The following is a 20263-nucleotide window of genomic DNA, read 5'->3' on the forward strand; positions in this document are numbered from 1 at the left end:
TCCAGATTAAATTTATCCCTAAATTCCTACCAATTTTGGTATTCCTCCAAAATATCTTTGGCAGATAAAATCGGTTTCGCCCCTGCTAAGATTAATTCATTACAACCATCTGAATTACCTGTCGTGATTTGGCCTGGAATAGCCAATACAGTACGATTATCATCAGCGGCCATATTAGCTGTAATCAAACTTCCACTACGCTTTTGGGCCTCGACCACCAGTAAAGTCTGACTCAAACCAGCAATAATACGATTTCTTTGAGGAAAATGATAAGGTAAACTAGGCGTGCCTAAACCGTATTCACTTAACAACAATCCTTTTTGAGCAACCATTTCTTGAAGTCGAGCATTTTGACGAGGGTAATAGCCATCTAGCCCCGTTCCAATTACCGCAATGGTTTGCCCACCACAGTCTAATGTAATTTGATGAGCCAAGCCATCAATTCCCCGCGCCAAACCCGAAACCGTTGTAATTTTGGCCGCAACTACCGTAGGCAACAGCTCCTCCAAACTCTGCTTGCCATAGCTGGTAGCTTGACGGGCGCCAACAACACCCAGACTAAAACTTTCCGTCAAACTTAAGTTTCCTCGATAAAATAGGACCGCAGGCGCTTGATTAGATTCTTTTAATAATGTCGGATAATTATCATCAAAAATTGTTACAAAAGGCGCAAACTGTCGATTTTCAGCTAAACGCTTTTGCGACTCAAATCCATAAAATTCTGTTAAAAAGCGGACTTGTTTTTGCGGAGACATTTTGCTGATAATCAACTCCATCTCCTCTTGATTAGGAAGGTGGTGAGTCTTTTTCAAAAAAGTTACCAAACGCTGCATATAATTTTGGTTAAAACCAGTACTTAGATGTGCCCGGACCAAAAAATCTCTTACTTGCATATTTTTCACCTCTATATATTAAATACGCAAAAAATCTGATTTTTTAACAAAGTTTTTCAATTTTTGAAACCAAAAAGCCGTCACCTTGTGATCACGACTTCCTAACCTTAATTTTGTTTTTGATGAGCAGCATTGTAAGCCATCACATCAGCCAGATAGCCCCTTTGATTATTTAACTTGGTTAAAAGGGCATGGTCATGGCTATGAACCCGGCCAGTAGTTAGTTGTTCTTTATATAAATCCAGGTAAGGGATTTGCACGGCTTGTGCTCGCGCTAATTCTACTTCATGGTCATAGGAAACCTTCCGAAAGTCAATGTCACTAAAGCCTTGAGCATTAATATCCAAAATTAAGTAACTAGCACGTAAGTCGGCCTGTTGCTTGGCCCACTGACTAAAAGGTTGACCAACCGAGCCAGGATTTAAAATTAATTGTTCGGCCAGACTATAGCGCATTTGTGGATGGTGAACATGGGCGTAAATCGCCATATCCGCCTGAGAATTTTCAACAAACAAGCCTTCAAAATTAACTTGTGGTGCGGTTGGATACAACTTTTGTCCTTTATTTTCATCCGGTAAATTATGTGATAAACTAATCGTTTGTCCTGCTACTTGGACCTGGGCCGTGGCTGGCCAGTTGGCAATCTCAGTTAAAATCTCCGGCTGCAAGCGGGACCCAAGACTTTGGGCTAATTTAGAAAAGTAAACTCGACTGGGCTTTACAGGCGACATCTGCCCGGCAATTCCTTTTAACAAGAGATCCTCCCAATTTCCTTTAAGACGAACACTAGGATTCATTTTTTGGAAAAGTTTCCATAAATCGTTGGCTCCCGGTCCGGGTGAATAAAGGTCGCCAAGAAACCAATAATCACTAACCCCTTGACTTTGAGCATCAGCATATACGGCCGCTAAGGCGGTATAATTTCCATGGACATCACTAAAAACTGCAATTTTCGGCATTAATTTTGTTCCTTTCGATACTTCTCTTGTAAAAAGTCCTTAATTTCTAAAAGATTTTGTTGATCGTTGACCTGAGCTAAAAGATACCCCCGACCATATGGGGATAAGTTAAAACATGGCACAATTTTGCAAGTTACCTTGTCCATTAAGGGGTAAAGGAAGAGGTTATAAGAATCCACCACTACCCGTCCCTTAAGATGATCTTCCATAAAATAACGAATGGCAAACTTGATTAAATCTGCCATCTGCCCCCAGTTTTCCTGAACCGGAAGTTGCACATTTAACTCCGTAAAACCTAAAACAGGTTGATCAGAAATATTTAACTCGGCTCCCCCTTCTTTAAGGATGGAAATACCAGTAAGATTTCGGGGAGCAATCTGGGCATAAGCGTCCACTTCTTCCATCCCTACAATTTGAAAATGAGGGTGGCGCAAACTCCCTCCAGATTTGGGACCAAAGTTCTTGTAAATCACAATCGACTTAAACTGCCCCCAGGTCTGCATTTTTTCATAACAAGTTTGAATAAAATTAAGTAATTTAGCATTTGTAGCTTGAGTCTGGACGTGGATATCACCTTCATGTTGGCTAGATTCAATAATTAAGGTTTGAACCGTCTTTTCTAGGGTCCGGTACTTATTCATCAACCAAATACGATCTTCGTCTTGAGCTAAAAAATCTTTAAGATTCACAAGGTCACAAAAAGGACAGTAACCTTGCTTATTGCGAATATTTTCTGGTTTTTGCTTGGCCGTTTGCACTTTAAAGACCAAAGCGTCTTGCTGACTCATAATTGCCTCCTTATCTAGAGTTTTAAAATTTCAGCAGGGTCAGTTAATTGGTAAGTAGGATTTAAGGCTTGAACTTGGGCCCACTTTTGGGAACCCCACTTAACACCGCAAGTCGCCACCCCAGCAGCTTGGCCCATTTGTATATCGTAAATGGCATCTCCAATCATAACTGAAGCTGCCTTTTCTAAGTCATATCGCTTAACTAAGAGTTCTATTCCATCGGGATCAGGCTTATAATTTTCTACATCATCACAACCGATGACATCTTCAAAATAATCTAAAATCCCTAACAATTCCGCACTTTCTTGTAATGCTGTATTGGTTTTACTCGTTATGATAAAGAGACGTTTACCCTGGGCTTGGAGTTCACCTAAAACTTCACTTATTCCTGCAAAAAGCTCAATTTCACTGGCATGTTGACTATATGCTTGACGAAAAAACTGACAGAGAGTAGCTAGTTTTTCCGGAGGTAAGTCCGCTCCCATTTGCGGAAAAGAAGTCTCTGGGGGTACTCCAATGTAACCTAGGATGATTACTGAATCTGGCTGTGTTAAACCAAATTGGGTAAAACTGTCCTGAACTGCAGCCACCACGACCTGACGAGTATCGGCTAAAGTTCCATCAAAATCAAAAAAGTAATTTTCCATTTTTTCCCGCCTTTCACACATATTTCCTTTTCTAATTATACAACCTTAACTGCCTTCAAAACAAAAATTTTAAGTTTTAAATTAAAATGTTAAGTAATAACGTCAGACTTAAAAAAGACAAAATCGTGGTTGCAAATGTACAAGCCGACACATATTGCGGATCAGAACCATACTGAATGGCATAAATAGTGGTATTAGCTGCACTGGGCATGGCCGTCATAATAATCACAATGCTTTTTAAGAGTGGACTAATTGGGAACAGACCACACAAGACCCAGGCAATTAAGGGTGCTACTAGAAGTTTGACTACTGAAGCAAAAGCAATTTCTGACCAATTAATCTTTTTACCAATCACTTCATACAGTTGCATTCCCAGTGTCAACATGATAATTGGAATTGCCGTTTTACTAATCATATTAACCCATTTCATGAGGTTGCTAGGAATTTCCCAAGTTAATTGGTTGCATAGAATCCCCGGAATAATCGCATAGTTCATTGGTTGGCGTAAAACACTGGCGAGAGCGTCTTTAATTCCTCCCTTACCTGAACCACTGGCAGCAATATAAATCCCCACAAAACTCATAAACAAGGTATGAATAACCATGATTGGCATAGCATATTGCATGGCCCGATTACCATAGGCAAACATGGCCAGGGGAATCCCAAAATTACCACTATTAGAAAAAATTGTTGCTAATAAAAAAGCATTACGCCTTTGAGAACTAAACTTAAAGACCTTAGCCACTAACAAACCTAAGATAATTAGAACACCTAAAATCAGCAATAAAATTAAAAAAATGTAACCAAAGTTAGCATTTAACTCTTGTTGATAGAAGATTTTAAAAACTAGAAATGGTAATAAAAGATACATTGCTAAAGTTGAAATTGGCTTAATTTCTAAGTGCATAAAAGCTTGCAAAATAAAGCCACTGGCAAAAATTAAGAGCACTGGTAACATAACATTTAGAAAAATTAACATCTTTTTCCTCCAAAGTAATAGGCAGGATGTCACTCCTGCCTACAAGTTTAATTTTGGTAATTTTGCACAAATTCTTTAATCCGACGACATGCTTCTTGAAGGTTTTCCATTGAAGCCGCGTAACTCAACCGAACATAACGTTCGCCCCCAGGGCCAAAAGATAAACCTGGAATTAAGGCCACACGCGCTTCTCGAGCTAAAAGACGGACAAATTGCCACCCATCTAAATCGTCAAAAATAGCAGGAATTTTGGCAAAAATGTAGAAGGCACCATCGGGACTAGCCAATTCAAATCCCGCTTCATTTAAAGCTTGTGCTACGTAGTCACGCCGTACCTGGTATTCAGTTAACATGGCCTTGCTGTCATTTTGACCGTGTTGCATGGCTTCTAAAGCTGCATACAAAACATTATCTGGTGAAGCCGTCACTAAGTATTGGTGGGATTTAATAACTTCATTAATAAAATCATCCGGACCTAATAAGAAACCTACCCGCCAACCAGTCATAGCATGTGACTTAGATAAACCAGTAATCAAAATAACTTGATCAAATAAAAACTCTGACATGGAGTAGTGTTGACCTTGGTAAAGCAACTCAGCATAAACTTCATCACACAATACCCAAATACCAGCTTTTTTAGCCACTGCTGCTAAAGCTTGTAGCTGCTCGCGACTGTAAGTCACTCCCGTTGGATTACTTGGATAAACCAAAACCAGGGCTTTAGTTTCAGGGTTAGTATCTAAGGCTACTTGTAACTTTTCGGGAGTCAAGATAAAGTTATCTTCACTTGTATCAATCATCACTGTTTCTGCATGATTTACCGAAGCACTGGCTGCGTAGATTGGAAAAACAGGTGTTGGCATCAAAAGTTTGTCACCAGGATTCATAATGGTTTGCATAGCCGCTGCAATCCCTTCAGTTGCCCCTAAAGTTGTTACTACTTGGTCAGCTCGGTAATGCAAATTAAATTTTTGATTGTAATAATCCGCCGCCGCTTGCCGTAATTCCATGTAACCCGGATTAGGCGCATAGTGCGATTGATTATCATTAATGGCCGTAATCGCCGCTTGCTTAATGTGTTCGGGTGTATTGAAATCTGGTTCACCCAAAGTTAGTTTGATAATCCCTTCAATCTGACTAGCTTCTTGGTCAAATTGGCGAATATCTGAGACGGCAATTTTTTCGACTTGATGGTTGAACTTGTTTGCTAACATAAACTTCACCTCATTGAATTCTCATTATTGACAACTTTTTTCTAAGTATATCATTACTTTTACAAAATTGTTAGTCTATTCTTTAATTTCTGCATTATTTACCACAATAATTTCGGTTTCCCGCGGAAACATGGCTCTTTGCTGAGGAGTTAACTTACGATCAGTGATAAAAATTGAAATCTTATCTAAAGGACAGATACGGTAATAAGAACGATTGGTAAACTTTTGGTGTTCTGCAACTAAAATCACCCTATCAGCCCGCTTAACTGCCGTTTCTACAATTTCAGCATCCCCTTGATCTAAAAGATAGGCACCTGTGGCATCAATTCCAGAGGCTGCAATAAAGGCCGTATCAAATCGGGTGCGCTGTAATTCCTGAATAGCATTATTGGAATAAAAGAAGCGGTTTTCATGATTTAGCGTCCCACTTAAGACCTTAACCGTCACCCGACTTTGCTCAGCTAAAGCTAAACAATTATCTAATGAATGGGTCACAATCGTCATCGGACTGGTAATATTTTGACAAGTCTTCAACAAAATCGTGGAAGAATCAACAAAGTAAACGTGCTCAGGCAAAAAATAATTAACTGCTGCCAAAGCAATATTGGTTTTTTCCTTGGTAAAATGCGAAAGTCGACTTTGAAAGTTAGGCACACTACGTCCAAAATCAAGTGGTAAAATTCCTCCATGGGTTCGCTTCACTTCACCACGCTTGGTTAAAAGTACAATATCACGACGAGCTGTATCTTGTGAAACATTAAATTCCTCCATAATATCTCTGGTACTTAAGCCTTGCCGCTCAATCAGCAACTTTTTTATCATCTCAACTCTTTTTTCTTGACTCATTTAACTTTCACCTTCTTTTTCATCTTCATATTTAAGTATACACTTTTTACAGTGTGATTTAAATAAGTATTTATCAGTACTTACTTTTCCTAACTATGATTTCTCCAGCAGTCATGGTAATTTTTTTAAATTTAATCATGACTTTACAAGTTTGAAGAAGAATAATTATTTTTTATAAATGTGTTATTTTCACCTTAAATATCACATTTATTTTTGCACCCACTTAAATTTTGCATAAAAATAACTTGTACATACAAATTTTAAAGAAGAAAAAAATTTGAAAAACCGCTAGACATCAGGGATTAGAGGGGATATAATAAAGATGTACGGAAGAGATAAAATGACGTCTTCCAATATTTTTATTGATAATTATGCATAATTTTTCTATAAAATATATTTTTTATTCATTTTCATGTAGAATAACTCAGTGCTGTGGGAGGCCTTAGTTATTCCAGTCAGTTTTGCGCGAATCTGGCTAAGCGACAACTATATATTAAAAGTTTCTTTTCGGATTTGTTGTCGTTCTCATGCAAGTATGGGGATACTTACATAAATCAGCGCAGAGTAATAACTAATATGAAAAAAACGCAAAGTGTGGGACTTTGCGTTTTTTGTATTATTCAAGATAAAGCTTGCGAAGATCTCGCTTTTGCCCTTCCGTTAAGCCTAAAACTTGGTGTAAGTAATTATCAATTCCTCCATATTCCACTTCTAAAGCTTGATAGGCTTGCGCTAGATAATCCCTAGAGACGGAATTAAGTTGTTGAGTATTAGTGGCAAAAATATCTCCTGCCATAGCGCGAGCAGTAGCGACTTGACGCTTCACCAGACTTTCCAAATAAATATTAGAGAGCAAATAGTCTTGTTCAACTATTTCTTGCGGTACCCCTAAGGCTGTCAAAAGGTAAACCGCTGCCATACCTGTCCGATCTTTACCCGCCGTACAGTGGAAAAGCAAAGATTCAGCATCTTTATCGTTAGCCAATAATAGGTCAAAAAAGTCACGATAAGCCTGGTTCGCTGAATATAAACGTGTAATCTGACTATAAAACCATCCCATTCTTTCTAACCCCGCGTTAACAACATTCTTTAGAGCCTGATCACCGATTCTTTCTTCTTCCTGACTATTAGTCGCATCATCTTTCATAACAGGCATGAAAAAATATTGGGTCCCTGCTGGTAACTTGTCTGGATGATCTTTTATTTCTTTTTTGGTACGAAAATCAACATCATAACGTACCCCATAGTCAGCCAGAAAATTTAAATCTTTGCTTGTCAATTCGTGCAAACGTGCTGATCGAATAATTTTGTGGGACTTAATTTTGTGACCATCTTTGGTCTGATAGCCACCTAAATCACGAAAATTTACCCCTTTTTCCAAAGGCAGCGCTTGTCTTTTTATCATAATTCCTCCTTTCAAAAAAACCCTGCTCCAAAAAGAGCAAGGAATTAATTTATTAGGCTTCAAACGCATCTTGCAATGGTGGTACCACTTGTTTCTTACGTGAAACAACCCCAGCCAAGTCCATCTTGTCATCAACAAGTTTTTGACCAAATGCCTTTTCTACGACATCCTTAGGTTCACCCACAACTAATAGACGAGAGTTCGAGTCTAAAATATTAGTAATCATCAATAAGAATAAATCATAACCATTTTCTTGGTTTGCTTTTTCAATTGCTTGACGGAAAGCTACTTCTCGAGCAAATACTTCATCCAAATCAACCGTATTTACTTGGTCAACCCGTACCGTCTTACCAGCCATTTCAAAGGACTTAGCGTCAGCTTCAATTAATTCAGCTTCTGTCTTGGCTGCCAAGTTAGTGCCGGCTTTTAGCATTTCTAGACCATAAGCTTGGTAGTCAACACCTGCAATTTCAGCTAATTTCTTTCCGATTTCAATATCGTCATCCGTAGTGGTTGGTGATTTGAATAATAATGTATCAGAAACAATGGCTGATAACATCAAACCCGCCAAGTTAACAGGAATTTCCACATTGTGGGCTACAAATTCCTTGTAAACGATGGTACTTGAGCAACCTACAGGTTCTAAGTGCATGTATAATGGCGCCGCAGTTTCGAAGTTAGCTACCCGGTGGTGATCAATCACATGCGTAACCGTAACATCTTTAATATCAGCTACTGATTGTTGCGCTTCATTGTGGTCTACTAAGATTACCGCTTCAACTTCATCTTTAGCTGATTCAATTACACGTGGAGCTGGTTCATTAAAGTAATCTAAAGCAAACTTAGTTTCTTCATTAGGTGTACCTAAAGCCACTGCTTCCACGTCGGCACCTAATTGATTTTGTAGGTAGGCATAAGCTTTAGCTGCGACAATCGCATCGGTATCTGGGTTTTGGTGTCCAAAAACTAATTCTTTCACGAATAATCCTCTTTTCTTGCGGGCCTCCCCGCAGTTTCTTACTCTATTCATTATAGCATAGACTTACTTACTAGCGAGAATTTCTTTTAAATGTTGATCATAAGATTTTTCACTTAAATAAATATCGAAAGCATCAAAGAAAGCTTTAATCCGTGGTACCTCTTGCTTATCTTTACGAAAGACAAAGTCCATTTCAAATTTAATGGCAGGATCAAAGCTTAAAATACCAATCTCTTCATCAGCATGCGCTTTAACAAATGAAGATGGTAAAGCCGTGTTAACTCCAGCTTGTTTTGCAAAGGAAAGTAATTGTTCTGGCTGGGTGAAATGTGCGACACTTTCAGGTCGATCGGCCAAGGTATTCTTAAAGGCTTCTCGAATTAAACTATTAAGATAATATGCAGGTGGATAAGTTACCCACTGTTCCTTCAAGGTATCACGGTTCTTAACCTTTTTACGCTTAGCATAGCTAGGATTATCTTTCTTATGTAAAAATAATAACTCTTCATTGATAATCTTCTTAGAATCATAAGGTTTCCAATTTTTAATACTATCATCTGGCAGATACATAACCGCTAAATCAATCGTATTGCCTTCCAATCTTTCCCAAATTTCATCCCGCGTTAATTGATGCAAAATTAACTTAATACCAGGATTAGCTTGATAAAATTTAATAGCAAAATCAGTAAAAATCCGTTCGTCCAAAGAAGATAAAAGTCCAATGGTAATCTCCCCTTGAGTCGCACTGGTAGATTGCTGAATCTCATCAGTAGCCCAATTTAAAGTCTCATAAATTTGATGAGTAGCGTCTAACATAGTGTAGCCGGCATCCGACAAGTGTAACTTTTTGCCTACTGAATAAAACAAGGGTGCCCCCACGGCTCTTTCCAACTTTTTAATTTGTTGAGTCAAGGCAGGTTGGGTGATTCCTAAAATTTGTGCAGCTTGTGTGTAACTCATAGTTTTAGTTAACTGTAAAAAATAAGTTAATGTTTTTGATGAAAATATTTTATCTTGCTTATTTGTTTCCATCGTTATTTCCCCCTCAATCTCACCAAAGTGAGCTTTTTTATCCTATAACACCCTTTTAATTATAACAAATAATTTATAACTGATAAAGATTTAACTTGAAAATAAAAAACGGCCATGGCCGTTTTTTATTTAGCTTGCAATTCTGTCAATTTTGCTAAAGCCGCTTGATAATTAGGTTCATCACTTTGGTTTTCTACAATTTGAGCATAAACAATCTGTTTGTTTGCATCACATATATAAATAGAGCGCGCTAAATTACCGGTTTGCGGAATTAAGAGTCCCATTTCATAACCAAAAGATTCTTCCTTATCGGACATCATCTCCATATTTTCGGCACCTTCAGCTGCACACCAAGCTGCTTGTTCTGCTATGGTATTAGTTGAAACTGTCACAAAGCGAACAGTCGCATATTGATTCATGGCCTGATTAAAATACTTAGTTTGGATACTACATACCCGAGTATTAATATCTGGTATCACTGAAAAAAGAGTCAACTGTCCGCCGAAATCTCGGGTCTTAACCCTATTTCCCTGGGCATCTGTTAACTTAAAATGTGGCATCTCTTGCCCAATCTTGGGTGGGTTTCCCACCAAAGAAACTTCTTTTCCACCTGCAATAACTTTCATTAAAAATTCCTCCTCGTAACACTTACCCCTATTTAACACTATCTATTTGTCGATGTCACGTAATTTGCTTTTATTTTTCTGTTAAAATTCATCAGTGCTAGTCCATACTATTTTCAGCATCTTAGCTCCATAAATACAAATCAGCTAATCGTCAAAAAGAAATCATTATCAAAAATACGCCTCCTCTAGCTGTCAATTCAACTTAAGAAAGGCGTATTTTTTAACGACCAGCACCGATACGGCGCTTTTCTTCGTAAAGGTCTTGGTCGGCCCAAGAAATAATTTTTTCTAAATCAACATTATGTTCACAGTGCGCTTGCCCGACGCTAATCGTAAAATCCACACTTTTATTTTCAATGACGGTCTCCTTAATTAATTGAATCAATTGTACAACCTTATCATCATCTTGTCGTAAAACTAACATAATAAATTCATCACCACCATAGCGCGCTATATTAATAATTTGATTATCTTTTTTAGCTGTCTCTTTTAAACAATCGGCTAACTTAACTAAAGCATCATCACCTGCTGCGTGACCTTTAGTATCGTTAATCATCTTAAAGTCATTAATATCAATCATTAACATATCATATTGATGCTCATCATCACGCAAAGTAACTGGTACTCTTTCGAAGAAGGCTCGACGGTTATTTAAACCTGTTAGAGGATCACGAGTTATTTGTTGGTGAAAAATCATTAGACTTAAAGCCAAAATTACTAATAGGGTAGCAATTTCTGACATAGGCAAATAATTAATGAACCCTTCGATTAAAAAGAAAAACAAGCCGATAACAGCTAAAAGATTAATGAAATAGTTATAAGCGTGCGAATCATCGACTTGGTCCTTCCCCAATTTCATTCGTTTTGAAAAGTAAGCAATTAACCATACAAAGTACATTATAATAATTACATCTTGGCTAAAAAAGAGGGGCCCATTTGCATAGCTATAGTTAGGTTTTAGCTTAAAAATTAACGGATAAAAGAAATTAATCACTAACAACAACACCTGTAAAAAATAAAAACGCAGTAATCTATAGCGTGACAAGTGCTCTTGAGAAAGCGGACGATAATGAGCCAAAGAATATCTGAAAACAAAGTACATCGTCGTCAACGGTAAAAAATTTTCCCCAACCCAAACAATTTTTTGGCCAACTTCCAACCACGGATCCGGTTTAACCTCAGCGTATTGATAAAAAACATACAAACCTGCAAAAATAGTTTGTATATTAACTGATAAAAAGAGTAATTTCAGATACTTAGTACTCTGAGTTAGCTTATCAATACTCATTATAAACAGTAAGAAAATATCAATTACTATGATACAAAAGCCCAATAACAACCAATAAGCAATCACAATTTCCATCTTTATCCCTCTCGTAATATCTTAATATTCAGCGTACCATTTTATTTGAACTCTAATTAACCTAACTCTTTATCTTCGAGTTATTTTAAATTTCACGGTAAACTCTAATTTCCACTAACTCGCTAATTATTAAGTACAATTTAATCATCTCAAAAAATTTACTAGTAATGCGTAAAACTAACTTCTATATGTGGTTACATTAATCAATGAAAAAACTGTAACTCTATGCCGTGATTTCTTTTTTATCACATCTTTCTTTTCAATTATAACATGATTTAAACTTGTCTACGCATTTGAATTAAAAAAGAGCCAAGCTTCAACTTGACTCTGATTTTTTATTTAGTTAGGGTTAAAAGAATTAATGACAGCTTTCTGAGCATTCCATGGCCAAACCTTCACTACCCCAAGAATTTTCTTGCGTGGAACAAAGCCATAATAGCGACTATCATTGGAGTTAGCCCGGTTATCCCCTAGGACAAAGTATTTTCCTTGTGGTACCTTGAATGTATGATTAGTACCGACATCAACGCCTTTAGCTTCATCAAGTTGTAACGTTGTCGTCCCTGTAGTTTGTTGAACTTTAGAAATGTAGCTTTGAGATTGTAATTTCCCATTGACATATAATTCTCCGGCCTTGGTATATTTAACCTGATCACCAGGCATCCCAATTACCCTCTTAACATACTTTGTTTTAGGTGTTACCGTAGTATTTTTGACATCTACTCCATAGGCATTAAAGACCACGACCGAACCAGGTCTAATCTTCGCTTGTTTGACCATCATAACCTGCTCATTATTTTGTAAGTTAGGGTACATCGAAGTTCCGTCCACTCTTACCAATGAAAAGAAGAAGGTCCGAATCACCAAAGCTAACACTAAACCTAAAATAATTGGCCAAATCCAACCCATCACTGCCTTAAATTTTGACAAAATCTTCCCATCCTTTCCTCATTCTACACTACACATAGTAGTATAACGTTTTTAGAGGTAAAAGTCGCCCTAAAATTTGTCTATTGCTAAAAATTAGAGATTACTAGTAATTAGTTTTTGTAGAATAGCCGTAATTTGTTACTTGTTCACACGCGTCGTTTTAATTTTGCAAACCAATTTGTAAATTATCACGACTCATGAGTTTAAAAATAATAAGATCTGCTACCAGTCAATCTCGCATTTGAGCTAAATCACTAGCTACCTTCAAACATAACAAATCTGGCAATTTAATTCACTTTTTTTCACGACTACGCCTTTTCAACGTCCTTCATCCAAGCTAAAGCAATGGCCTTTTCGCCCAAGTGAGCTCCAATGACTGGTCCAAAGTAGCTTAAATCGACTTGGCAATCAGGATACTTAGCTTGAACCTTTGCTTGCCACTTGAGAGCATTTTCTTCATCATTAGCATGAATTACCATTATTCGTACTGGGTAATCTAATTGTGCCATATCAGCTTCGAAAAGTTCTTCTGCCCGTCGCATTGCCTTTTTCATAGACCGAACTTTTTCAAAAGCCACGATTTCGTGACTTTCATTGTCAAAAGTTAAAATTGGCTTAATTTTCAAAACGCTACCGATAAAAGCTGACGCATTAGATAGACGTCCACCTTTAACCAAGTTTTGTAAATCATCAACAATAAAGTACTCATTAATAGTTGCCCGTAAATCTTCTAGACGGGCAACGATTTGATCTATACCTTGACCAGCTTGTGCCATTTTAGCAGCTTCCACCGCCAAGTAACCCATAGGCAACACGGTCATTTGAGAATCAAAAGGCACAATTTTAATCCCCTCTACCTGGTCTTGTAAGTTCACCAGGGATTGGTAAAAACCAGAAATCGTCTTCGATAAAACAATCGTAATGGCAGCATCATAACCTTCTTGTGCTAAAGATTCGTATAATTCAATCATTTGCCCTAAAGCCGGTTGAGATGTAGTTGGTAAACTACTCGAATTTGCTAATTTTTCGTAAAATTCAGCAGTCGTAATATCGACGCCTTCTGTGTAAGATTGTCCCTCTAAAATAAAGGGAATGGGCACAACCTTGATTTGATATTTTTCTACCAACTCAGCTGGTAAATATGAGCTACTATCTGTAACAACAGCAATTTTCATTTAATTGATACCTACTTTTCTTGATTTTAATACCAGGTGATTCATGCGATGATCTAGCAAGGTCATGAATTCACGGACCTTCGCCATATCAGCGGCTGACAACTGTCCAAATAACTGCTGGGTTAATTTCTCAGCGGCTTGACTAATTTGGGCAAAGACAGTTGTTCCAGTCGCACTAATTTCATACTGCACCTGTTTTTGATGTGTGGGGATTTTGGCCAAAAGCTCCTTTCCCACCAAGCCTTTTAATTGCCGACTTAATGTCGAAACATCAACCCTTAATTCACGAGCTAAACTCGCTTGGGTATTAGTACCGGCATTAACTTTAACTAACAGCAACCATTCCGAAACAGTCACCCCAAATTGTTGGGTCATTTCACTTAAAAGGCGTTGATACTTACGTTCAATTTCGAGAAATTCAGTTAGCACAAAATCCCTCCTTTCCTTTAATTTGTATAATACAATGTTATAGTATACAAGTTTAAATTGTAATATACAAGCTAAATTAAACTTTTAACCGGCAATTTATGGTAAAATAGCTTAGAAATCAAGAAAAAGGAGTGATTTTTGTGGCCTTTGATGGTCTTTTTACACACGCTATGGTTCAAGAATTGAACCACACCTTACAAAACGGACGGGTTATGCGAATCTCGCAACCTTATCCCAATGAGGTCATTTTAACAATTCGCGCCCAAAGAAAAAACTATCCCCTCCTTTTGTCGGCTCATCCGACCTATGCGCGTCTCCAAATAACCCAACAGCCCTTCACTAACCCCCCCGTACCCACCAACTTCACCATGATGTTACGGAAATACTTAGAAGGCGCCCACCTACTTACGATTGAACAAGTAGAAAATGATCGGATAGTTAACCTACACTTCACCAGTCGCAATGAACTAGGTGATAGTCTACCTTTGATTTTAAGTATTGAAATCATGGGTCGCCACAGCAACGTAATTTTAATCAAACAAGAAGAAAATAAAATCATCGACACAATTAAACACGTGGGTATAGATCAAAACCGTTACCGAACCTTACTTCCTGGTGCCGATTATATTCCCGCACCTAAGCAAGAAAAAGTCAATCCCTTCAAAGCCGACTTAGATAAAGTGGAAAACTTACTAAAATCTTTCCCTAACCGTGAAGTTCTTGCGCAAAAACTTCAGATTACTTATCAGGGCTTAGCTTTTAATTCGGCTCTTTACTTAGCTGATTACTTACATCAACACGATAATCAAGCCAAAGCTTTCCCGGATGCCTTAGCAAACTTGAAGCATGCCCAAATCGTCAAACTCAATCAAAAACTCGACTTTACGGCCTTTAATTACCCTGAAACTCAAGTCGTCGCCTCTTTTGAAAGTTTGAGTATGCTGCTAGATGATTTCTACCGTCAAAAAGCTGACTTCGACCGTGTTATGCAACAAGGCGCTAAGCTAATTCATACTATCAAAACTAACTTGAGTAAAAATCGCAAGAAACTCAAAAAACTAGACCAAGAATTAGCCGCCACCCAAAATGCGGAAGACTATCGGATTAAAGGCGAACTTTTAACGACCTACCTTCATCAAGTCGACCGCAGTATGGAGCAGATTGAACTGCCAAACTACTACGCTGATAATCAGCCGGTTAAGATTGCCCTCTCCAAACAATTAACCCCTTCACAAAATGCGCAAAAGTACTTCAAGCGTTACACCAAACTAAAAAATGCGGTGGCCTACATTGAAGAACAAAGCAAAAAAACCCGAGCCGAAGTTGCTTATTTGGAAAATCTTCAAAGTCAAATTGAACTAGCTAGTCCGAGTGATTTACCAGATATTGAAGCGGAATTAGCCCAAGAAGGTTATCTGCGACTTAAAAAACAAAAGCGCCAACAAAAACATAAAGTTGCAAAACCTGCTCAGTTTAAGGCTAGTGACGGGACTTTTATCTCGGTCGGAAAGAATAACCTACAAAACGACCGTTTAAGCCTAAAAATAGCGCAAAAGACTGATTGGTGGCTACATGTCAAGGATTTACCCGGCTCCCACGTTATTATTCATAGTGACCAGCCTAGTGAAGAGACTTTAGCTGAAGCTGCCAAAATCGCCGCTTACTACTCAAAAGCGCGGGCCTCCGCCAATGTTGCAGTCGACTATCTGCAAGTCAAAAAGCTCCGTAAGCCCAACGGTGCTAAACCTGGTTATGTCATTTATGAAGGGCAACAAACCCTCTACGTTACTCCGGATGAAAAGTTAATCAAACAATTACAAGTATAGCAAAACAGCCAAGGACACAATCCTTGGCTGTTTTTAATTATTATTTGTTTTTCTTCATTTCTAATTTCCGTAAGAATGGAAGTAAGAAACCTAAAACGATTAAGAAACCAACCGTTGCGAAGTTCATCATTAACTGGTGATCAAAGGCCTTAGTCCCTAGCGCAGCATCTTGAGGAATGAAGCCCATCGTTGCACAAACAAAGGTAAATAAGAAGCACCAGAAACCAACGACTAAAGCCCCATTCTTGTTCTTGATGTAAACATAATCAGAATGGAACTTGTCTTGTTGCATCCGAATAGCAATGAAGGCTACAAAGACTAAAGCAGTTTTGTATGGTGAAACAATTCCGTTCAAATTCAACAACCAGTTGTAGATAGAGTTGATATCAGGTAAAGTTCCAGATAACAAAAGTAAAAGCAAACTAATTCCGGCCGTCAAAGTGTATGAATGTACGGGACGACCCGCTTTATTTTTCTTAGTTAACCAACTTGGCATGTACTTAGCTGCCGTATCAGAGGCAAAGACCCGACTAGAAGCATCAATTAAGATCGCTAACTGCGCTAACATAAAGAGTAATTGCACCACTGCAAAGACATACATTAAGCTGTTACCTAAACCAACTTGTTGTCCTAATAAACGGAAAGCATAGTAAGGACCGTTCATCTTGAAATCGTGAGGAATATCGTTGGCGTTAAAGAAGACGGAAATTGCCAAAGTCCCGAAAATCGTTAAGAAGGCCGTCATAATAGCCAAGGCCCACATAGCCTTAGGGAAGTCACGTTTCGGATTCTTCATCTTAGCAATGTATGGTGCCGCTAATTCGGCCCCGGACATAGCAAAGATTAATAACCCAGTCGTTGAGAAGTAGTGCAAGCTGAAGTTTGGCTTGAAAGCTGCCAAGTTAAATGGTTGCGTCGCAATGTGTGCACCGTGTGTCAAAGCCCAACCAGTCATGAAGACAAAGAGCATGGAAATGGCAAACATTGCTCCCCCACCGATAATAGAGAGCACTTCCAATGAGTCGCGGAAGACATTTTCAAAAATAATAAAGGCTAAAATAATCGCAAATGTTAATAAACCAAAAGTCGTCGTTGACATCTTATCACCTAAAGTATTGTTACCTAAAATGATCCAACTTAAGGAAACAATAACGGAGTTAGACACGTCCACCAAATATGGGATAGTTTGTGTCCAATACATCCAGGAAGTTACATAACCAAAAAGGTCACTATTAGTTCCCCGACGAATCCAAGAAGCAAGTCCCCCTTCTTGGTTATCGAAAGTTAACCCTAATTGTGTCGCAATTAAAGCATAGGGAATCACGTAAGTAAACAGCAAGAAAATCCAGGAAATAACCACGGAAAGTCCCTGATTTTGGTATGGATAAAAGATATTTTCAAAACTAATAATCGTTACAAAATCCAAAAGCGCAATAACTGGCCAGGACATGTAATGTTTCTTTTCATTAAGCATTATACTCTCCTTGTAAATTCAATTTTTTAAATACAATTTTAAAATTTTAAATCTAAACAAGGTGGTTTATTTTTGCGCTTCAAGAAGGTTGAAGACACGCTTTTTCTCCTTTCGAATCTAATAATTTAACTTTTTCAAACCCTAATAGTTTACCGCTATTTTCAGAAAAAATCTACCTTTTTCCAGATTTTTCTCAATATTTTTCAAATAAAAAAGGCTAAATCTCCTTTGAGAAAACTTAACCTTCTTCATTTTATTCGTCTTTTTCCGCTTTGGCAACCACTTTTTCCCATGAAAACGCCTGTCCCTGACTTTCAACGTCAATGACATAACTTCCATTGGAATAACGATCACCCAGTTTAAAGATATTTGGATCAATCATAACCTTTAAGCCTAGATCAGTTGTCACCGTTAAGCCCGTCACTTCAGACGGCAACACCGTCGCTAATAAAATCCGGTGTGGGTTCTTCTTAAGTTCACGGAAAATTTGTAAACCACGCCGTGCACGACTACTTGGCTCAACTAAATCGACACTCATCTTCTTAAAGGCCCCGCGACTAGAAAGTAAACCTAAAACGTCGCCGGCCTTGACTAAGAGTACAGCAGCTAGGTAATCGTCGCGTAAGTCCATAGATTTCACACCGGCCGTTTTTGCACCAATCACTGGTACTTCCGTTAAAGAATAGGCTAAACCATAAGCTCCATGACTGACACAAAAGACCTGCAAATCTCCTTCTTGAGGACTCACATATTGAGCTAAAATGACTTCGTCTTCATTCTTAAGCTTCATGAAGACCGCGGCCCGCGAGCGGTAGGTCCGTCCTGGTTTTAAATCAATTAAGGCGGTTTGTTTAATCATCCCATTTTTCGTCGCAAAGACCAGGTTCCCTGCTTGATTTATATCCGTAAAGACGCGGGCATAAATCACTAATTCATTAGCTGCTAAACCTACACTTTGGGAAAGGTGTTCTCCAGTGTCCTTCCAACGTTCCTCCTTAATTTCGTGAACCGGTCGATAAATCACATGCCCCAAATTGGTGAAAATTAGAAGGTGATCACGAGTATTGGCGGTTTGATTCAAAATAACTTGATCGTCATCTTTCAAACCATTGTCTGCTGCCCCCGTAGCTTTAAACGACCGAAGTGATGAACGCTTGACATAACCTTGTTGAGAAACCAAAAGCTTCACATCTTCTTGAGCCACCAATATTTGGGTGGCAATCTTAATTTGCGCAACTTCTTTCTCAATCTTAGTTTTCCGAGGCGACTCATATTTTTGGGCAATCGCCTCTAACTCTTGCTTAATCACTCGGTCAAGTTCCATAGCATTGGCTAAGATTTTTTCGTAACCAGCAATAGCTTGGGCTAGATCGTAAGCTTCCTTTTCCAGGGCAGTCACATCTGTGTTAGTTAAGCGATAAAGTTGCAAGGAAACAATGGCTTCGGCTTGACGTTCGGTAAAGTCATATGTTGTCTTCAAGTTTTCACGCGCATCTTTCTTGTTTTTAGAAGCACGGATAGTTTTAATCACTTGATCCAGGATAGACAAGGCTTTAATTAGCCCCGCTACAATATGTTGGCGACTTTGAGCCTTTTCTAAATCAAAGGCAGTTCGTTTTCGAGTTACATCCCTTTGATGCTCCAGATAAGCTTGCAAGATAGTCTTTAAACCTACGTGCTCCGGACGCTTGTTGTGAATGGCCACCATATTGAAGTTGTAAGAAATTTGCAAATCCGTATTCTTGAAAAGGTAGTTTAAAATGGCTTGGGCTTCCGCATTTTTCTTAAGCTCAATCACAATCCGTAAGCCTTGACGGTCGCTTTCGTCCCGGACTTCAGCTAAACCGTCAACCTTCTTCAAAAGCCGTAATTCATCAATTTTCTTAACTAACAGGGCCTTGTTAACTTCATAAGGAATTTCAGTAACAACAATTTGCTCCTTACCTCCCCGAAGGCTTTCTATTTCAGTTTTGGCCCGTAAAATAGAGCGTCCTCGTCCGGTTTGGTAGGCTTTCTTAATCCCATCTAAACCTTGTAAAATCCCTCCTGTTGGGAAATCTGGACCTTTAACAAATTCCATCAATTCCTCTAAGCTAGCTTGGGGATGATCCATAAGATAAATGGTCGCCGCCACCGTTTCACCTAAGTTATGGGTTGGAATTTCCGTCGCATAACCCGCTGAAATTCCTGTGGCTCCATTAACTAAAAGGTTAGGAAAACGTGCTGGTAACACAGTTGGTTCGTATTCAGTATCATCGAAGTTCAAGACCATGTCGACCGTTTTCTTTTCAATATCGCGTAACATTTCCTCGGAAATTTCAGACAAACGAGCTTCCGTATACCGCATAGCAGCTGGAGGATCACCGTCCATCGAACCATTGTTCCCGTGCATTTCAATCAAGGGTTCCCGCAACTTCCAATCTTGACTTAAACGTACCATTGCGTCATAAATCGAGCTATCACCGTGAGGGTGGAAATTACCCATGACATTTCCGACGGACTTAGCAGATTTTCGGAAAGACTTATCGAAAGTATTACCATCTTCATTCATCGCAAATAAAATCCGTCTTTGAACCGGCTTTAGCCCATCGCGAATATCTGGCAAAGCCCGTTCTTGGATAATGTATTTTGAATAACGGCCAAACCGTTCTCCCATCACAGCTTCTAAAGATAATTCCTGAATATTACTTGGCATCCA

General features: G+C 38.5%; 18 protein-coding genes. 1 reads left to right on the forward strand and 17 read right to left on the reverse strand.

Annotated elements, in window-relative coordinates; translation table 11 throughout:
- Positions 1 to 26: 26 nt before the first annotated feature.
- The 15 genes from dprA to FC36_RS09045 form a co-directional block, all read right to left on the reverse strand.
- Positions 27 to 893, reverse strand: a complete 867-nt coding sequence (gene dprA, locus FC36_RS08975; RefSeq protein WP_025020461.1) for a DNA-processing protein DprA — start codon at positions 891 to 893, stop codon at positions 27 to 29.
- Positions 894 to 1000: 107 nt separating this feature from the next.
- Entirely contained in the window at positions 1001 to 1852 is an 852-nt protein-coding gene (locus tag FC36_RS08980) for a metallophosphoesterase family protein (protein ID WP_056986860.1), read from the reverse strand.
- Positions 1852 to 2640, reverse strand: coding sequence for a DUF4931 domain-containing protein (locus FC36_RS08985; protein ID WP_023859418.1), 789 nt, complete (start codon positions 2638 to 2640; stop codon positions 1852 to 1854). The genes FC36_RS08980 and FC36_RS08985 overlap by 1 nt, the downstream gene beginning before the upstream one ends.
- A gap of 14 nt (positions 2641 to 2654) precedes the next feature.
- Complete coding sequence (locus FC36_RS08990; protein ID WP_025020462.1) at positions 2655 to 3287, reverse strand: HAD family hydrolase; 633 nt, start codon at positions 3285 to 3287, stop codon at positions 2655 to 2657.
- 76 nt (positions 3288 to 3363) lie between these two features.
- Complete coding sequence (locus FC36_RS08995; RefSeq protein WP_035190400.1) at positions 3364 to 4266, reverse strand: AEC family transporter; 903 nt, start codon at positions 4264 to 4266, stop codon at positions 3364 to 3366.
- A gap of 47 nt (positions 4267 to 4313) precedes the next feature.
- Positions 4314 to 5480 (reverse strand): aminotransferase class I/II-fold pyridoxal phosphate-dependent enzyme, encoded by a 1167-nt coding sequence (locus tag FC36_RS09000; protein WP_023859421.1) that lies wholly within the window; start codon positions 5478 to 5480, stop codon positions 4314 to 4316.
- A gap of 75 nt (positions 5481 to 5555) precedes the next feature.
- Positions 5556 to 6326: a DeoR/GlpR family DNA-binding transcription regulator gene (locus FC36_RS09005; protein ID WP_025020463.1), complete on the reverse strand. Its 771-nt coding sequence runs from the start codon at positions 6324 to 6326 to the stop codon at positions 5556 to 5558.
- 616 nt (positions 6327 to 6942) lie between these two features.
- Positions 6943 to 7731, reverse strand: coding sequence for a tyrosine-protein phosphatase (locus FC36_RS09010; protein WP_051527936.1), 789 nt, complete (start codon positions 7729 to 7731; stop codon positions 6943 to 6945).
- Between the two features lie 52 nt (positions 7732 to 7783).
- Positions 7784 to 8710: a manganese-dependent inorganic pyrophosphatase gene (locus FC36_RS09015; protein ID WP_056986861.1), complete on the reverse strand. Its 927-nt coding sequence runs from the start codon at positions 8708 to 8710 to the stop codon at positions 7784 to 7786.
- Positions 8711 to 8773: 63 nt separating this feature from the next.
- Positions 8774 to 9742, reverse strand: coding sequence for a LysR family transcriptional regulator (locus tag FC36_RS09020; protein WP_023859425.1), 969 nt, complete (start codon positions 9740 to 9742; stop codon positions 8774 to 8776).
- A gap of 125 nt (positions 9743 to 9867) precedes the next feature.
- Positions 9868 to 10368 (reverse strand): thiol peroxidase, encoded by a 501-nt coding sequence (locus FC36_RS09025; protein ID WP_023859426.1) that lies wholly within the window; start codon positions 10366 to 10368, stop codon positions 9868 to 9870.
- 220 nt (positions 10369 to 10588) lie between these two features.
- Positions 10589 to 11731: a GGDEF domain-containing protein gene (locus FC36_RS09030; protein WP_023859427.1), complete on the reverse strand. Its 1143-nt coding sequence runs from the start codon at positions 11729 to 11731 to the stop codon at positions 10589 to 10591.
- Between the two features lie 339 nt (positions 11732 to 12070).
- A complete protein-coding gene (gene lepB / locus FC36_RS09035; RefSeq protein WP_025020465.1) occupies positions 12071 to 12661 on the reverse strand; it encodes a signal peptidase I in 591 nt (196 codons plus the stop codon).
- 308 nt (positions 12662 to 12969) lie between these two features.
- Positions 12970 to 13836 carry a DegV family protein gene (locus tag FC36_RS09040; protein ID WP_025020466.1) on the reverse strand — a complete coding sequence of 289 codons (867 nt, stop codon included), beginning with the start codon at positions 13834 to 13836 and terminating at the stop codon, positions 12970 to 12972.
- On the reverse strand, positions 13837 to 14265 hold the full coding sequence (locus FC36_RS09045; protein WP_025020467.1) for a MarR family winged helix-turn-helix transcriptional regulator: 429 nt from the start codon (positions 14263 to 14265) through the stop codon (positions 13837 to 13839).
- 140 nt (positions 14266 to 14405) lie between these two features.
- Here FC36_RS09045 and FC36_RS09050 point away from each other — a divergent pair, with 140 nt between their 5' ends.
- Positions 14406 to 16091, forward strand: coding sequence for an NFACT RNA binding domain-containing protein (locus FC36_RS09050; RefSeq protein WP_025020468.1), 1686 nt, complete (start codon positions 14406 to 14408; stop codon positions 16089 to 16091).
- 40 nt (positions 16092 to 16131) lie between these two features.
- On the opposite strand, the gene FC36_RS09055 is transcribed toward FC36_RS09050, so the two are convergent.
- Together FC36_RS09055 and parC are read right to left on the reverse strand one after the other, a co-directional pair.
- A complete protein-coding gene (locus tag FC36_RS09055) occupies positions 16132 to 17565 on the reverse strand; it encodes an APC family permease (RefSeq protein ID WP_025020469.1) in 1434 nt (477 codons plus the stop codon).
- Positions 17566 to 17818: 253 nt separating this feature from the next.
- The gene (parC, locus tag FC36_RS09060; protein ID WP_025020470.1) at positions 17819 to 20260 is read right to left on the reverse strand and encodes a DNA topoisomerase IV subunit A; all 2442 of its coding nucleotides are present in this window, start codon (positions 20258 to 20260) and stop codon (positions 17819 to 17821) included.
- Positions 20261 to 20263: the final 3 nt, after the last annotated feature.

The organism is Ligilactobacillus equi DSM 15833 = JCM 10991 (assembly GCF_001435735.1).
GTDB lineage: Bacteria > Bacillota > Bacilli > Lactobacillales > Lactobacillaceae > Ligilactobacillus > Ligilactobacillus equi.

Excerpts from the sequence above, each read along its gene's own strand:
- dprA (WP_025020461.1), bottom strand. The coding sequence starts at position 893 with ATGCAAGTAAGAGATTTTTTGGTCCGGGCACATCTAAGTACTGGTTTT.
- FC36_RS08980 (WP_056986860.1), bottom strand. The coding sequence starts at position 1,852 with ATGCCGAAAATTGCAGTTTTTAGTGATGTCCATGGAAATTATACCGCC.
- FC36_RS08985 (WP_023859418.1), bottom strand. The coding sequence starts at position 2,640 with ATGAGTCAGCAAGACGCTTTGGTCTTTAAAGTGCAAACGGCCAAGCAA.
- FC36_RS08990 (WP_025020462.1), bottom strand. The coding sequence starts at position 3,287 with ATGGAAAATTACTTTTTTGATTTTGATGGAACTTTAGCCGATACTCGT.
- FC36_RS08995 (WP_035190400.1), bottom strand. The coding sequence starts at position 4,266 with ATGTTAATTTTTCTAAATGTTATGTTACCAGTGCTCTTAATTTTTGCC.
- FC36_RS09000 (WP_023859421.1), bottom strand. The coding sequence starts at position 5,480 with ATGTTAGCAAACAAGTTCAACCATCAAGTCGAAAAAATTGCCGTCTCA.
- FC36_RS09005 (WP_025020463.1), bottom strand. The coding sequence starts at position 6,326 with ATGAGTCAAGAAAAAAGAGTTGAGATGATAAAAAAGTTGCTGATTGAG.
- FC36_RS09010 (WP_051527936.1), bottom strand. The coding sequence starts at position 7,731 with ATGATAAAAAGACAAGCGCTGCCTTTGGAAAAAGGGGTAAATTTTCGT.
- FC36_RS09020 (WP_023859425.1), bottom strand. The coding sequence starts at position 9,742 with ATGGAAACAAATAAGCAAGATAAAATATTTTCATCAAAAACATTAACT.
- FC36_RS09025 (WP_023859426.1), bottom strand. The coding sequence starts at position 10,368 with ATGAAAGTTATTGCAGGTGGAAAAGAAGTTTCTTTGGTGGGAAACCCA.
- FC36_RS09030 (WP_023859427.1), bottom strand. The coding sequence starts at position 11,731 with ATGGAAATTGTGATTGCTTATTGGTTGTTATTGGGCTTTTGTATCATA.
- FC36_RS09040 (WP_025020466.1), bottom strand. The coding sequence starts at position 13,836 with ATGAAAATTGCTGTTGTTACAGATAGTAGCTCATATTTACCAGCTGAG.
- FC36_RS09055 (WP_025020469.1), bottom strand. The coding sequence starts at position 17,565 with ATGCTTAATGAAAAGAAACATTACATGTCCTGGCCAGTTATTGCGCTT.
- parC (WP_025020470.1), bottom strand. The coding sequence starts at position 20,260 with ATGCCAAGTAATATTCAGGAATTATCTTTAGAAGCTGTGATGGGAGAA.